We start from the raw sequence: 14,437 nt of genomic DNA on the forward strand, positions 1-14,437 counted from the left end.
CCTCAGCGGCCCTTGCCGGCCCCGCCGTGGCCGCCGTGGCCGCCGTCCTGGTCGACGGGGAGGGGGGCATCGGGGTCGACGATCGTGAACCGGCGCATCAGGTCGTCGTCTTCGTGTTCGAGGAGGTGGCAGTGGTGGACGTACTCCGCCGGCAGCTCCGTCCCGCTGTTCGCGATCCCCGCGATCGGTTCCATCGGCGGGCTCCAGGGGTCGGTGATGATTCTGGTCACCGTCTCCGGATAGGACTTGAAGGTGTCCTTGTAGGACAGCGCCTCGTCCGGATCCGGCGGGATCGGCGGGCCGGTGAAGTAGTTCGCCAACACCGGCTTGTCCGCCGCCTTGCGGCCGCCGTCGATCCACTTCTCGTAGTCCGCCTGGTAGGCGGCCGCATCGATGGGCTGCCTGTTCAACACCTGGAAGTTGACCAGGTGGACGTGCATCGGGTGCGCGTCGTGGTTGGGATTGACGTACTCCCAGATCTCCTGCGCGCCCGCCTTGATGAAGTCCTGGGACGGCTCCATGAACGGCACCGCGTTGAACGTCATCGTGCTGAACAGCTTGTGCTGGTACAGGACCCATTCCCGCCGGTTGATCCCCGGCGCCGGCTCGAGGGGCGCGACCGCCGGTAGCTTGAGCTGCTTGGGCGGCGTCGACCGGTCCACGCCGGACAGGGGCTTGGTGACCTGGAACTGCATGACCTCCGAGATCTCCGGTCCCAGGCCGGGCACGCCGGGGTAGTGCACCGGTGCGTGGTAGTTCGTCAGCGTGAACTTCGAGCCCATGGGCATCCCGCTGAAGTCGACGATCAGGTCGTACCGCTCGGCCGGCCCGATCAGGAAGTTCAGCATCTGCAGCGGGGCGCGGAAGCCGCCGTCGGTGCCGATCAGCCAGAACGGAAGGTTGGGCTGGAGCACCACGTCCCTGGGCGGGTCGATTCTCAGCCGCCAGAAGCGCTCGTTCGAAGCGTTGAGGATGCGCAGCCGGTAGCGCCGCGGCTCGACGGCCAGGAAGGGGTACGCCTTCCCGTTGACGACCGGGGTGTCCTCGCCCTCCCGCTCGGTCATGGTGTAGGCGAGCGAGCCGTCCCGGTTGAAGGTCCGGTCCTGCAGGATGAGGGGGACCTCGAATTCGCCCTGCGGCAGCCCGAGCCGCTCGTCGGCGGGGTCACGGATGAGGTACAGGCCGGCCAGGCCCGCGTAGACGTTGACGCTGGTCATCCCCATGCCGTGATCGTGGTACCAGAGCATGGACGAGCGCTCGTGGTTCGTGTACGCACAGATCGCCTCGTTGCGTTCGACGCGGTCCGGCTCCAGCGTGGTGTAGGACTCGGCGTGGACACCGTCCGGGCTGAACGAGTGCAGCGGCATGCCGTCGGACTGCGGCGGGGTGAAACCGCCGTGCTGGTGCACGACGTTCCACACGTTCACGTTCTCGGGGAACGGCGGCTCGCTCTTGTAGGGGGGCGGAGCGATCGGTGCGAGCTGGGGGTCCCCGCTGCGGATCTTGTCGATGACGAACTGGAACAGGTGCGTGGTCGGCAGCTTGTTGCGGTACTTGACGACCGTCGGCTGGTCCTTGATCACGCTGATGGTCGGCCCGAGATAGCCCATGCCGATCGGCTCGTGCCGATCGTGCGGGTTCTTGGCCCAGTAGCCCCACACGTCGGCCGGTCCGAGATCCCGGTGGAATCGCCACGTGCCCGGTCGCATCGTGACCTCGTAGTAGTCGGCGCCCGGATAGGTGGAGGTGTCCGGGACGGCCGTCTCCGGCGTGGGCAGCGGGTCGACGTATTTCTCCAGCGGAGGCGTCTGCGGAATCGGCGTGTCCGGGTCCGGTGTCCCGTGCCCGTGCCCGTGACTGTGGTCGGGCCGTGGATCCGCGTGCGCAGGTGCCCCCGTAACGCTCCCTGACAGCACGGCCGCACTTCCCACGGCTCCGGCCATGAGGAATTTCCTTCGCTCAACCATCGTTCCCGGCCTCCCGACGCCTCGACTGACGTTGCAGGGATATCGGCCTGGTTCGAAACGCGGTGGGGCAGCGCGCCGGGACGGTGCGAGAACCCACTCAATAAGGCGAACTCGGTAGTAATAGGCAGGAATTGGAATCGAATGATTACCGCCCGTCAGAATGCCTGTAAACCGTCCGGTCCGCCCGAGCGGATCCGGCTCCCCGGAGCCGCCGCCCCGGTTCCGATCCGGGCCGGGTCGGCTTCCTCCACTCGAGTCCCGTAGGACACACGCAAGAAACAATTCTGCAATTTCTTGCGCAAGGTATTGCAGGGCTGTTGGCGGGCCCCTACGGTCGCGTGCAATCCCCACCTCTCCGCCAGGAGGCCCCACATGCCCCGCACCACAAGGAACAGCAGAGCCCTGCAGATGGCCCGCGCCGCCACCGCGGGCGTACTCGCCGCCGCCGCGCTCACCGCCGCCGGGCCGCAGGCCGTAGCGGCGCCCCCCGGCGAGAAGGACGTCACCGCTGTCCTCTTCGAGTGGCGCTTCGACTCCGTCGCCAGGGCCTGCACCGATGCGCTGGGACCCGCCGGGTACGGGTACGTGCAGGTGTCGCCTCCGCAGGAGCACGTGCAGGGCGGGCAGTGGTGGACCTCGTACCAGCCCGTCAGCTACAGGATCGCCGGGCGGCTCGGTGACCGGGCCGCCTTCAAGGCCATGATCGACACCTGTCATGCCGCCGGGGTGAAGGTCGTCGTCGACTCCGTCGTCAATCACATGGCCGGTCCGGCGGACGCCGGCGCCACCTTCACCGGGACCGGGGGATCTTCGTACACGAAGTACAGCTATCCGGGGCTCTATTCGGGCGCCGACATGGACGACTGTCGGTCCTCGATCTCGAACTACCAGGACCGGGGCAACGTCCAGAACTGCGAGCTCGTGCAGCTGGCCGACCTGGACACCGGTGAGGACTACGTGCGCGGGCGCATCGCCGGGTACCTCAACGACCTGCTCTCGCTCGGCGCGGACGGCCTGCGGATCGACGCCGCCAAGCACATGCCCGCCGCCGACCTCGCCGACATCAAGTCCCGGCTGACCAAGCCGGACGTGTACTGGAAGCAGGAAGCGATATACGGGGCCGGGGAGGCCGTCTCGCCGAGCGAGTACCTCGGGAACGGGGACGTGCAGGAGTTCCGGTACGCCCGTGACCTCAAGCGGGTCTTCCAGAGCGAGAACCTGGCGTACCTGAAGAACTTCGGCGAGGCCTGGGGCTACATGCCCAGCGGGCAGGCCGGGGTCTTCGTCGACAACCACGACACCGAGCGCGGCGGCGACACCCTCAGCTACAAGGACGGGTCCGCCTACACGCTGGCCAGTGTGTTCGCGCTGGCCTGGCCCTACGGGTCCCCGGACGTGCACTCCGGCTACGAGTGGAGCGACAAGGACGCCGGTCCGCCCAACGGGGGCACGGTGAACGCCTGTTACTCCGACGGCTGGAAGTGCCAGCACGCCTGGCGGGAGATCTCCTCCATGGTCGGCTTCCGCAACGCGGCCCGCGGGCAGGGCGTCACCAACTGGTGGGACAACGGCGGCGACCAGATCGCCTTCGGGCGCGGCACCAAGGCGTACGTGGCGATCAACCACGAGGGTTCCGCCCTGACCCGGACCTTCCAGACGTCGCTGCCGGGCGGCGCCTACTGCGACGTGCAGAGCGGGAGGACCGTCACCGTCGGCTCGGGCGGGCAGTTCACCGCCACCCTGGGTGCCGGGACCGCACTGGCCCTGCACGCCGGGGCCCGTACCTGCTCCGGTACCCCGGCGGGCCCCGCCGGGGCCTCCTTCGGGGTCACCGCGACCACCGTGCCCGGACAGAACGTCTATGTCACCGGCGACCGCGCCGAGCTCGGCAGCTGGAACACCGCCGGCGCGCTGAAGCTCGACCCGGCCGCGTACCCCGTCTGGAAGCTCGACGTGACGCTCCCGGCCGGGACCGCGTTCTCGTACAAGTACCTCCGTAAGGACGCCGCCGGGAACGTCACCTGGGAGAGCGGAGCCAACCGCACCGCCACCGTCCCCGCGAGCGGCAAGGTCACGCTGACCGACACCTGGCGCAGCTGAGCCGCCGCTCCACCGACCAGGGCCGTCCGGCATCTTCCTCCCTGCCAGGCCGGGCGGCCCTCATCCATGCGACACGTACACAAGGAGACCTGCCTTGATACGCCCTGCCGCAGGAGTGCTCGCCGCCGCCCTGGCCGTGACCTTCCTGCCCGCCCTCCCCGCCTCGGCCGCACCGGCCGGGCCGCCCGCCCCGCCCTCGGACGCGAAACTGGCCGCCGAACCGGCCCGGCACGACCTGACCCGGGAGCAGTTCTACTTCGTGCTCCCGGACCGGTTCGCGAACGGCGACCCGCGCAACGACCGGGGCGGCCTGACCGGATCGCGCCTGGAGACCGGCCTGGACCCCACGGACAAGGGCTTCTACCAGGGCGGTGACCTCAAGGGACTCACCGACCGTCTCGACTACATCAAGGGGCTCGGCACCACGGCCATCTGGCTGGCGCCGATCTTCAAGAACCAGCCGGTGCAGGGCAAGGGGGCCGATGTCTCCGCCGGCTACCACGGCTACTGGATCACCGACTTCACGCAGGTCGACCCGCACTTCGGGACGAACGCCGACCTGGAGCGGCTGATCGACAAGGCGCACGGGAAGGGGATGAAGGTCTTCTTCGACGTCATCACCAACCACACCGCCGATGTCGTGGACTATCGGGAGGAGTCGTACTCGTACCTGGCGAAGGGGGCGTTCCCCTATCTGACGAAGGACGGCGTGCCCTTCGACGACAAGACCGCGTCTGATGCAGGAGCGGCCGCCGAGGGGAGGGGCAGGTTCCCGAAGGTGGACGGCGAGTCCTTCCCGAGGACCCCTTTCGTGCCCGACGCGAAGAAGAACCTCAAGGTGCCGGGCTGGCTCAACGACCCGACGATGTACCACAACCGCGGGGACTCCACCTTCGCGGGCGAGTCCTCCGACCAGGGTGACTTCTTCGGCCTCGACGACCTGTGGACCGAGCGTCCCGAGGTGGTCGAGGGGATGGAGAAGATCTACGAGAAGTGGGTCCGGGACTTCCGGATCGACGGCTTCCGGATCGACACGGTCAAGCACGTCAACACCGAGTTCTGGACGCAGTGGGCGACCGCCCTCGACACCTACGCCGCCCGGCGCGGCCGCGACGACTTCTTCATGTTCGGCGAGGTCTACTCCGCCGACACCGCCGTCACCTCCCCGTACGTGACGCGCGGGAAGCTCGACGCCACCCTCGACTTCCCGCTTCAGGACGCGATCCGCGCGTACGCCTCCCAGGGCGCGCCGGCCGGCCGGCTGGCCTCCGTCCTCGGTGACGACTTCCGGTACACCTCGGGCAAGGCCAACGCCTACGAGCAGGTGACCTTCCTCGGCAACCACGACATGGGCCGCTTCGCCGGCTTCCTGAAGCAGGACCGGCCGGGTGCCGGGGAGCAGGAGCTGCTGGAGCGCTACCGGCTGGCCAATGAGCTGATGTTCTTCGCCCGGGGCAATCCGGTGATCTACTCCGGTGACGAGCAGGGCTTCACGGGTGCGGGCGGCGACAAGGACGCCCGGCAGCCGCTGTTCGCCTCGCAGGTCGCCGACTACCTGGACGACGACCAGCTCGCAACGGTGCGCACGCATGCGAGCGACGCCTACGATCCGGGACACCCGCTCTACCAGCAGATCGGTGCTCTCTCCAAGCTGACGAAGGCGCACCCGGCCCTGCGCGACGGCGTTCAGAGCGAACGTTTCTCCGACGGTTCCGTCTACGCCTTCGCCCGCACCGACCCCAAGACCCGCACCGAGTACCTGGTCGCCGCCAACAACGGCGCCGCATCCCGCACCGTCGAGATCGACGCCCCGGCCGGCGCCCAGTACCGCACCCTCTACGGCGGCACCGCACTCATCCGCGCCTCGGCGGCCGGCAAGCTCACCGTCCCCGTCCCGGCCCTCGGCTCCCTCGTCCTCCAGGCCGTGACGCCCGCCGCCAAGCCCACCGTCAAGCCCGCCCTGACCCTGAAGGCCCCCGCCCCCGGCGCCACCGGCACCGTCGAGCTCACCGCCGACGTCACCGGCGGGGCGCTCAACCGCGTGGTCTTCGCCGCCCAGACCGGCAACGACAAGTGGCAGGTCCTCGGCACCGCCGACCACGCCCCCTACAAGGTCACCCAGCACATCACCGCCCCGGCCGGCACCGCCCTGCGCTACAAGGCCGTCGTCGTCGACTCCACCGGCCGCACCGCGAGCGCCCTGGCCGAGTCCGCCGCCGGACAGGCCCCGCCCACCGAGATCCCCACCGCCACCCAGCGGGACTACGCGGTCGTCCACTACAACCGCCCCGACGGCGACTACACGAACTGGCGGCTCTACGCCTGGGGCGACATCGCCGAGGGCGAGACCGCTCCCTGGCCCGCCGGCCACGACTTCACCGGCCGCGACGCCTACGGCGCCTTCGCGTACGTCAAGCTCAAGCCCGGTGCCTCCTCCGTCGGTTACCTCGTCATCGACAAGGACGGCAACAAGGACGTCGCCGCCGACCGCACCATCGACGTGACGAAGACCGGCGAGATCTGGCTGGAGCAGGGCAAGGAGCCCGCCCGCACCGACCGTCCCGCCTACCCGCCGCAGGACCAGAACAAGGCCGTCCTGCACTACCAGCGCGCCGACCGCTCCTACGACGGCTGGGGCCTGCACGTCTGGACCGGAGCCGCGAACCCCACGGACTGGTCCAAGCCGCTGCTCCCCACCCGCACCGACGCCTACGGCGCGGTCTACGAGGTCCCGCTCGCGCCCGGCGCCACCAGCCTCAGCTACATCCTCCACAAGGGCGACGAGAAGGACCTCCCCTCCGACCAGTCCCTGGACCTGAAGGCCACCGGCCACGAGGCGTGGATGCTGGGCGGCCAGGAGAAGTACCTCCTGCCGCAGCCCGCCGGCTCCGCCGCCGCCCTGGACCTCACCAAGTCCCAGGCCGTCTGGATCGACCGTGACACCCTCGCGTGGAACGCCCCCGCCGCAGCCGCCTCCGTACAGCTGCTCGCCTCGCGCGAAGGCGCCGTCAAGGCCGAGAACGGCACCCTGACCGGCCGCGCCCAGTGGCTGCGGCTGACCGGGACCGAGCTGACCGCCGCCCAGAAGCAGAAGTTCCCGCACCTGGCCGCGTACCGCGCCTACACCGTCGACCCCCGTGACCGCGACCGGGTCCGCGAGGCCCTGCGCGGCCAGCTCGTCGCGAGCGCCCGCGCCGCGAACGGCGCGGTCCTCGCCGCCACCGGCGTCCAGCTCGCCGGGGTCCTCGACGACCTGTACGCGACCACCGCCTCCCTCGGCCCCGTCTTCAAGGACGGCCGCCCCACCCTCTCCGTATGGGCCCCCACCGCCCAGCAGGTCTCCCTCGAACTGGGCGGCCGTACCGTCGCCATGCGCCGCGACGACGCCACCGGCGTCTGGTCGGTGCGCGGCGAACGCTCCTGGGCCGGCAAGCCCTACCGCTTCGACGTCACCGTCTGGGCCCCGAGCACCCGCCAGGTGGTCCGCAACCTCGTCACCGACCCCTACTCCACCGCCCTGACCGCGGACTCCGTCCACAGCCTGGTCGTCGACCTGGCCGATCCGAAGCTCGCCCCGCCCGGCTGGAAGACCCTGCGCAAGCCCGCGGCCGTCCCCTTCACCTCCGCCCAGATCCAGGAGCTGCACATCCGCGACTTCTCGGTCGCGGACCGCACCAGCACCCACCCCGGCCAGTACCTGGCCTTCACCGACACCGCCTCGGCGGGCATGCGGCACCTGCGCGACCTGGCCGCCGCCGGCACCTCGTACGTCCACCTGCTCCCGGCCTTCGACATCGGCACCATCCCGGAGAAGGCCGGCGACCGCACCGAGCCCGCCTGCGACCTCACGGTGTACGCCCCGGACTCGCAGGAGCAGCAGGCCTGCGTGGCCGCCGCGGCCGCCAAGGACGCGTACAACTGGGGCTACGACCCGCTGCACTACACCGTCCCCGAGGGCAGCTACGCCAGTGACCCGAACGGCACGGCCCGCACCGTCGAGTTCCGCAGGATGGTCCAGTCCCTCAACGGATCCGGGCTGCGCACGGTGATGGACGTCGTCTACAACCACACCGTCGCCGCGGGGCAGGCCGACAAGTCGGTCCTGGACCGCATCGTCCCCGGCTACTACCAGCGCCTGCTGGCCGACGGCAGCGTCGCCACCTCCACCTGCTGCGCCAACACCGCCCCCGAGAACGCCATGATGGGGCGCCTGGTCGTCGACTCGATCGTCACCTGGGCGAAGGAGTACAAGGTCGACGGCTTCCGCTTCGACCTGATGGGCCACCATCCGAAGGCCAACATCCTGACCGTCCGCACGGCCCTCGACGCCCTGACCGTCGCCAAGGACGGGGTCGACGGCAAAAAGATCGTGCTCTACGGGGAGGGCTGGAACTTCGGCGAGATCGCCGACGACGCCCGCTTCGTGCAGGCCACGCAGAAGAACATGGCCGGAACCGGTATCGCCACCTTCTCCGACCGGGCCCGCGACGCCGTCCGCGGCGGCGGCCCCTTCGACGAGGACCCGCGCGTCCAGGGCTTCGCGTCCGGCCTGTTCACCGCCCCGAACTCCTCGCCCGCGAACGGCACCCCCGAGCAGCAGAAGGCCCGCCTCCTGCACGCCCAGGACCTGATCAAGGTCGGGCTCTCCGGCAACCTCGCCTCGTACGCCTTCACCGACACCGCCGGCCGCCGCATCAAGGGCTCCGAGCTGGACTACAACGGCGCCCCGGCCGGCTACGCGGCCGCCCCCGGCGACGCCCTCGCCTACGCCGACGCCCACGACAACGAGACCCTCGCCGACGCCCTGACCTACAAGCTCCCGCCCACCACCGCCCCCCGCGACCAGGCCCGCATGCAGGTCCTGGCCATGGCGACGGCCACCCTCTCCCAGGGCCCGGCCCTCTCCCAGGCGGGCACCGACCTGCTCCGCTCCAAGTCCCTGGACCGCAACTCCTACGACAGCGGCGACTGGTTCAACGCCGTCCACTGGGACTGCCAGGGCGGCAACGGCTTCGGCCGCGGCCTGCCGCCCGCCGCCGACAACGCCTCGAAGTGGCTCTACGCCAAGCCGCTCCTCGCGGGACCGGCGCCCGCCTGCACCGAGATCAACGCCACCTCGGCCGCCTACCGCGACCTGCTGAGGATCCGCACCACCGAGCCCGACTTCGCCCTCACCACGACCGAGGCGGTCCAGTCCCGGCTGGCCTTCCCCCTCTCGGGGCAGGACGAGACCCCGGGCGTGATCACCATGACCCTGGGCGACCTGGTGGTCGTCTTCAACGCGGCCCCCACCGCGCAGGCCCAGCGCGTCCCCGCCCTCGCCGGCGCCGCCTACCGGCTGCACCCCGTCCAGGCCGCGGGCTCCGACGCCACCGTCAAGCAGTCCGCGTACGACGCGAAGACAGGAGAGTTCACCGTCCCCGCCCGCACCGTCTCGGTCTTCACACGGCGCTGAGCCGGTCCAGTCGCTTCTCCAGCAGGATCACTCCGTAGGTCCTGCCGTCCTTCCCCTCCTTGTTGGGGAGCTCCCCAACCACCCGGTAGCCCGCACCCCGGTAGTACGCGAGCAGCCGGGGGTTGGTGGAGACGCAGTCCAGCCGCGCCCGTTCCCGACCGGTCCGGGCGGTCCGCCGCTCGGCGTGTTCGAGCAGGCGCCGCCCGGCCCCGGCGGGGGCCACTTCGCGCGCCACCATCAGCCGGTGCACGTAGCCCGCCACGGGCGGCTGGACCCCCCAGGCGTCCTCGTCGGACCACCACAACTCGTAGGCCCCGCACACGCGCCCGTCGGCGTCGGCGGCGATCCACACCTCGCCCTCGCGCATCTTCGACCGGAAGTGCGCGGCGTCCTTGTCGCCGGGCTTCCACTGATCGATCCCGTGCTTGCGCATCCACCGGGCAGCCTGGTCGTACAGCTGCACCAGTGTGCCGGCGTCCTTCTCCACGGCCGGCCGGAACAGGATCTCGTCGTCAATGATCACGCGGGCATTATCGATGATCATGGGCGGACGCCACACCCCGGATCAGTGGGCGGCCGGTGCGGATCAGCGCGGCTGCGCCGCCTCGGCCGGCGCCTCGCCCGGCACCAGACCGGCCAGCCGCCCGACCAGCTCACCGAAGGGCCCGTCGGCGGGCTCGTCGGCCAGGATCCGTACGAGGATCCCCGCCATCTGCGCGTCGTACGCGGCGCTCACGGCGGCCAGCGCCGCGAAGTCGTGCACCAGCTGCAACTCCAGCTCGCCCCGAGGGATCCGGCGCCCGTCCAGCCAGATCAGCGCGGTGGACTCGGCGAGCGACACCCAGGAGCGCACCACGAGTTCCATGCGCGCGGGCGTGTGCTCCAGGCCGAGGCCCAGGTGCGTGAGGATCTGCTCGTACGCCGCCTGCCGGACCTCGTCGATCATCGCGTTGGTCCGGCTGCTGCCGACGGCCGGACCGCCGCGCATCAGCGCCGAGAAGCCCGGCCCGTGGTCGTCGACGAAATCGAAGAACCGCCCCATCACCCGCAGCAGCCGCGCGCCGAGCGGTCCTTCCCTGGGCTCCACGAACCGCAGTGCCAGCTCGTCGGCGGCCCGCCGCAGCGCGGCCTCGTACAGGCTCAGCTTGCCCGGAAAGTAGTGGTAGACGAGCGGCCGGGATATCCCCGCGGCCGCCGCGATCTCGTCGATCGACACATCGTCGGGCGAGCGGTTGCTGAACAGCTCCAGGGCTACCCCGATCAGCTGCTGCCGCCGCTCCTCGACACCCATTCTGCGTCGCACCCCGGTTGTCATGCGCAACACCCTACTGGGGCGGGTTCACAGGTCGAGGACCAGATGGTCCCCCTTCGCGCGCGAGACGCACAGCAGCATCGAGTCCTCGCGCTCCTGGTCGGTGAGCAGATCGTCGCGGTGGTCCACCGCGCCCGCCAGGACCCGGTGTTGGCAGGTCCCGCAGAAACCCTGCTCGCAGGAGTACGGAGTGTCCGGCAGCTCCCGGCGCACCGCGGCCAGCGTGCTCTCCTCCTCGGCCACCTCGACGATGCGTCCCGAGCGGCGCAGTTCGACCGTGAAGGCCCGGCCCGGACCGGGCTCGGCCGCCGGGGCGAACCGCTCCAGGTGCACCGCCGCCGGATCCGGCGCGGCCGCCGTGACGGCCCGCATCAGCGGCTCCGGGCCGCAGCAGTAGACCAGGGTGCCCGGCGCCGCGGCGGCGAGCGGGGTCAGGTCCGGCAGGCCCACCTCGTCCTCGGGATGGACCGTGACCCGGTCGCCGTAGGGCGCGAGCTCGTCCAGGAAGGGCATCGAGTCGAGGGAGCGGCCTCCGTACACGAGGGTCCAGTCGGCGCCCGCCGCCGCGGCGGAGCGCAGCATCGGCAGGATCGGGGTGATGCCGATGCCGCCCGCGACGAAGACGTACGAGGCCGCGGGGACCAGTTCGAAGCGGTTGCGCGGCGGGCGCAGCTCCAGCTCGGCGCCCTCGACCAGTTGCGCGTGCGCCTCGCGCGAGCCTCCCCGGCCGTCCTCGATCAGCCGGATCGCGATCGTGTACCGGCCGTCGTCCGCCGGGTCGCCGCACAGCGAGTACTGGCGGACCAGGCCCGAGGGCAGGGTGACGTCCACGTGCGCGCCCGGGGTCCAGGCCGGGAGGTCCGTCGACTCCAGGACCAGGTGCAGAACGCCCTGCGCGGGCTCCGTCCGGGAGACGATCAGCGCGCGCAGCGCACGGCGCGGGGAGTGGCCCGACACCGGGTTCTCCAGGGCCGGCAGCGGCCAGAGCGGGGAGTCGCCGATGCGGCGCTTCAGGGCGCGCCGGGTCACCCAGGCCGCGCCGGCGACGGCCGTGACCGCGAGGACGCGCCTCATGCCCGCACCCCGCCATTGGCTCCGGGGGAGGTGGCCAGGTAGGCCACCGCCTGGGCCGTCGAGCCCTCCTGCGAGGGGTGGTAGGTACGGGAGAGGTACATCGGGATGGATTTCAGCATCGCTCCCGTCGAGGGGAGCACCCCCTGCTGCCCGGCCAGGAAGAACTGTCCGAAGGAGGCCTTGCCGTCCGCCAGGTGCGGGTCGTTCTCCATGAAGAAGCGCACCCCGCGCTGCCAGAGGAAGACGAGGGCCGAGAAGGCCGTCGCCCAGGTCCGGGCCCGGCGGCGGTAGTTGCCGTCGACGTGCATGAAGAGGTCGAAGGCCACCGAGCGGTGCTCGACCTCCTCCGCGCCGTGCCAGCGCAGCAGGTCCAGCATGGTGGGGTCGGCGCCCCGCCGGTCGAGCGCGTCGGCGCCCAGCACCCAGTCGCCGAGGAAGGCGGTGTAGTGCTCGATGGCCGCGATCATCGCGACCCGTTCCATCAGCCACCAGCGGCGGGCCCTGCCGGGCGGCAGGGTCCGGTCGCCGAGCAGCTTCTCGAACAGCCAGTCCACCTGGGCGGTGTACGGGGTGGGGTCCAGCCCCAGCCGCTTCAGGTGGGGGAGCACGTCGTCGTGCGCGGCGGCGTGCATGGCCTCCTGGCCGATGAAGCCGACGACGTCCGCCCGCAGCTGCTCGTCCTCGATGTACGGGAGCACCTGCTTGTAGACGTGCACGAACCAGCGCTCCCCGGCGGGGAGCAGCAGGTGGAGCACATTGATCATGTGGCCGGCGAAGGGGTCGCCGGGCAGCCAGTGCAGTGGGGTGTCCTCCCAGCCGAAGGACACGTTCCGGGGCCTCAGGTCCACGTGTTCCGACGCCACGGGGGCGGGCGCGAGCGGCGTATTAGACATGGCGTCAATGTACTGACGGGTAAGGGGGAGGAGAAGACCCCTGCGCGGACTTCTCCGACATGCCACTGCCCGGGCGCGGCCGCGCCCGGGCAGTGGTCGAGGGGTGTCGTCGTACCGGTTGTCGTCGTACGCGTTGTCGTCGTACGGGTCGTCGCGCGGGCTAGCGCCCGACGTGGCCGGTCGAGAGAGCCCACTCGCGGTTGAGCGTGCCCAGCGGGATCCGGCGCTCGAAGAGGGGCGTTCCGAACAGGGACAGTTGGAGCTGGAGGTTCCCGCTCAGGTCGAAGCCACCGTAGAGCGCCCAGGCGCCGTTGACGGAGGCCTTGCCGTCGCTGGACGCGGCCGCCTTGAGGTCGGCCTCGCCGCGCAGGTACGGGGCGAAGTCCGCGGTGACGCCGACGGCCCCGTAGAGACCGACGGACGCCTCGGCGCCGAGTGCACCCTTGACCTTGCCGGCGGCGGTGACGCTCGCGCGGACCGGCGTGCTCTGCACGTTGGAGGCGCTCACCGGGGTCCAGCCCTTGCCCAGGGCGTAGCTGCCGCCGACCTTGAAGTCGCCCTTGACGTCCTGCTGGACCTCCAGCGTCACGCTGCCGTCGGCCTCCACCTGGATGTAGCAGGTCAGGTCGAGGTTGACGACGACCGGCACCGGGCCGACCTGGATGACCGGGGAGCTGTGCAGCTTGGCGAAGGGGATCCGCTTGGGTGCTCCGGTGCTCGCGGCGGCGCGGCCCTGGAGCTTCCACTGCGAGGACCAGTCGCCGCTCAATCCGAGGAAGGCGCCGCGCGGACCGGGGGCGCCGCCCGTGCCGCCGTCGTAGGCGAACTCGACCTGCGGGGCGAGCTGGACGAACCCGGAGACCGAGGCACCGGCCGAGGCGGGGGCGCCCGGGGCGGTGTCGACGGCGGCGTTCACGTCGAGGCGGAGGTTGCCGAGCGGCAGCTTCGCGCCCTCGGGGCCGAAGGTCAGGCCCTGGCCCTTGGCCCAGGAGAAGGTGACGCCCTTCATCAGGGGCTCCACGGTGACCGCCGCCGGGTCGACGGGGACCTTGCCGTCGGCCTTGTCGTCGCCCAGGACGGCGGCCAGCGTGGTCGCGGCGGTCTTGACCTCGGTGCCCCTGTCGGTCTTGCCGACGACCTCGGTGACCTTGGCGAGGAGTCCGGACGGGGCGCCGGGCGCCGGTGCGCTGGCGATGACGTCGCCCACGGCGACGGGCTTGTCGGCCTCGGGTGACGCGCTCGGTGACTTGCCGGGCGACTTGCCGGGCGCGGGCGAACTGTCCGATCCCTGCGGGGCCTTGGCGATGACGGCCCGGCCGCTGGCCTTGTCGTAGGAGGCGACCTTCAGCGCGGACTTCTCGGTTCTGCCCTTTCCGTCGGCGCGTGCCACGGCCGCCGGGGTGGGCGTCCCCTGTGGGGCGGCGGCCACGTCGAGCTGCTGCGAGGTGCCGTCGGCGGAGGGGTTGAGGGTGAGGGGGGCGGCCGGCTCGGCGGCGTTGTGGGGGGTCGAGGAGCAGCCGGTGGCGGTGAGGGCGAGGGCGGTCAGGCCGGGTATGAGGAGGCGTCGGGCGAGCGTGCGCACGTGGGGTGACCTTCGGGTGGGGGAGGGGTGTGGGGGTTACCGCTTGGTAACCGG

General features: G+C 71.1%; 8 protein-coding genes. 2 read left to right on the plus strand and 6 right to left on the minus strand.

The annotated features are described in order from the left end of the window. Nucleotides 1–2: 2 nt before the first annotated feature. Nucleotides 3–1,943: a multicopper oxidase family protein gene (locus ACIQZO_RS00995; RefSeq protein ID WP_403618093.1), complete on the minus strand. Its 1,941-nt coding sequence runs from the start codon at nucleotides 1,941–1,943 to the stop codon at nucleotides 3–5. A gap of 432 nt (nucleotides 1,944–2,375) precedes the next feature. Here ACIQZO_RS00995 and ACIQZO_RS01000 point away from each other — a divergent pair, with 432 nt between their 5' ends. Then, the gene (locus tag ACIQZO_RS01000; protein ID WP_403619162.1) at nucleotides 2,376–4,067 is read left to right on the plus strand and encodes a carbohydrate-binding module family 20 domain-containing protein; all 1,692 of its coding nucleotides are present in this window, start codon (nucleotides 2,376–2,378) and stop codon (nucleotides 4,065–4,067) included. Nucleotides 4,068–4,161: 94 nt separating this feature from the next. Then, nucleotides 4,162–9,522 carry a pullulanase-type alpha-1,6-glucosidase gene (pulA, locus tag ACIQZO_RS01005; protein ID WP_403618096.1) on the plus strand — a complete coding sequence of 1,787 codons (5,361 nt, stop codon included), beginning with the start codon at nucleotides 4,162–4,164 and terminating at the stop codon, nucleotides 9,520–9,522. Here the strand turns inward: pulA and ACIQZO_RS01010 are convergent. The 5 genes from ACIQZO_RS01010 to ACIQZO_RS01030 all read right to left on the minus strand — a co-directional run bounded on the left by ACIQZO_RS01010 (nucleotide 9,509) and on the right by ACIQZO_RS01030 (nucleotide 14,383). Next, on the minus strand, nucleotides 9,509–10,045 hold the full coding sequence (locus ACIQZO_RS01010; RefSeq protein WP_403618098.1) for a GNAT family N-acetyltransferase: 537 nt from the start codon (nucleotides 10,043–10,045) through the stop codon (nucleotides 9,509–9,511). The two genes, pulA and ACIQZO_RS01010, sit on opposite strands and share 14 nt — an antisense overlap. A gap of 63 nt (nucleotides 10,046–10,108) precedes the next feature. Continuing rightward, the gene (locus ACIQZO_RS01015; protein ID WP_403618101.1) at nucleotides 10,109–10,837 is read right to left on the minus strand and encodes a TetR/AcrR family transcriptional regulator; all 729 of its coding nucleotides are present in this window, start codon (nucleotides 10,835–10,837) and stop codon (nucleotides 10,109–10,111) included. Between the two features lie 24 nt (nucleotides 10,838–10,861). Next, the gene (locus ACIQZO_RS01020; RefSeq protein WP_403618104.1) at nucleotides 10,862–11,908 is read right to left on the minus strand and encodes a PDR/VanB family oxidoreductase; all 1,047 of its coding nucleotides are present in this window, start codon (nucleotides 11,906–11,908) and stop codon (nucleotides 10,862–10,864) included. Beyond that, nucleotides 11,905–12,801, minus strand: a complete 897-nt coding sequence (locus tag ACIQZO_RS01025; protein WP_403618107.1) for a metal-dependent hydrolase — start codon at nucleotides 12,799–12,801, stop codon at nucleotides 11,905–11,907. The genes ACIQZO_RS01020 and ACIQZO_RS01025 overlap by 4 nt, the downstream gene beginning before the upstream one ends. A 160-nt stretch (nucleotides 12,802–12,961) precedes the next feature. Continuing rightward, the gene (locus tag ACIQZO_RS01030) at nucleotides 12,962–14,383 is read right to left on the minus strand and encodes a hypothetical protein (RefSeq protein ID WP_403618110.1); all 1,422 of its coding nucleotides are present in this window, start codon (nucleotides 14,381–14,383) and stop codon (nucleotides 12,962–12,964) included. Between the last annotated feature and the right edge of the window lie 54 nt (nucleotides 14,384–14,437).

The sequence above is a fragment of the Streptomyces sp. NPDC097617 genome, assembly GCF_044761485.1.
In the GTDB taxonomy this organism is placed as follows: domain Bacteria; phylum Actinomycetota; class Actinomycetes; order Streptomycetales; family Streptomycetaceae; genus Streptomyces.

Bases quoted from the DNA above. Each gene is read 5' to 3' on its own strand.
- ACIQZO_RS01015 (WP_403618101.1), bottom strand. From the start codon at position 10,837: ATGACAACCGGGGTGCGACGCAGAATGGGTGTCGAGGAGCGGCGGCAG.
- ACIQZO_RS01020 (WP_403618104.1), bottom strand. From the start codon at position 11,908: ATGAGGCGCGTCCTCGCGGTCACGGCCGTCGCCGGCGCGGCCTGGGTG.
- ACIQZO_RS01000 (WP_403619162.1), top strand. From the start codon at position 2,376: ATGGCCCGCGCCGCCACCGCGGGCGTACTCGCCGCCGCCGCGCTCACC.
- ACIQZO_RS01025 (WP_403618107.1), bottom strand. From the start codon at position 12,801: ATGTCTAATACGCCGCTCGCGCCCGCCCCCGTGGCGTCGGAACACGTG.
- ACIQZO_RS00995 (WP_403618093.1), bottom strand. From the start codon at position 1,943: ATGGCCGGAGCCGTGGGAAGTGCGGCCGTGCTGTCAGGGAGCGTTACG.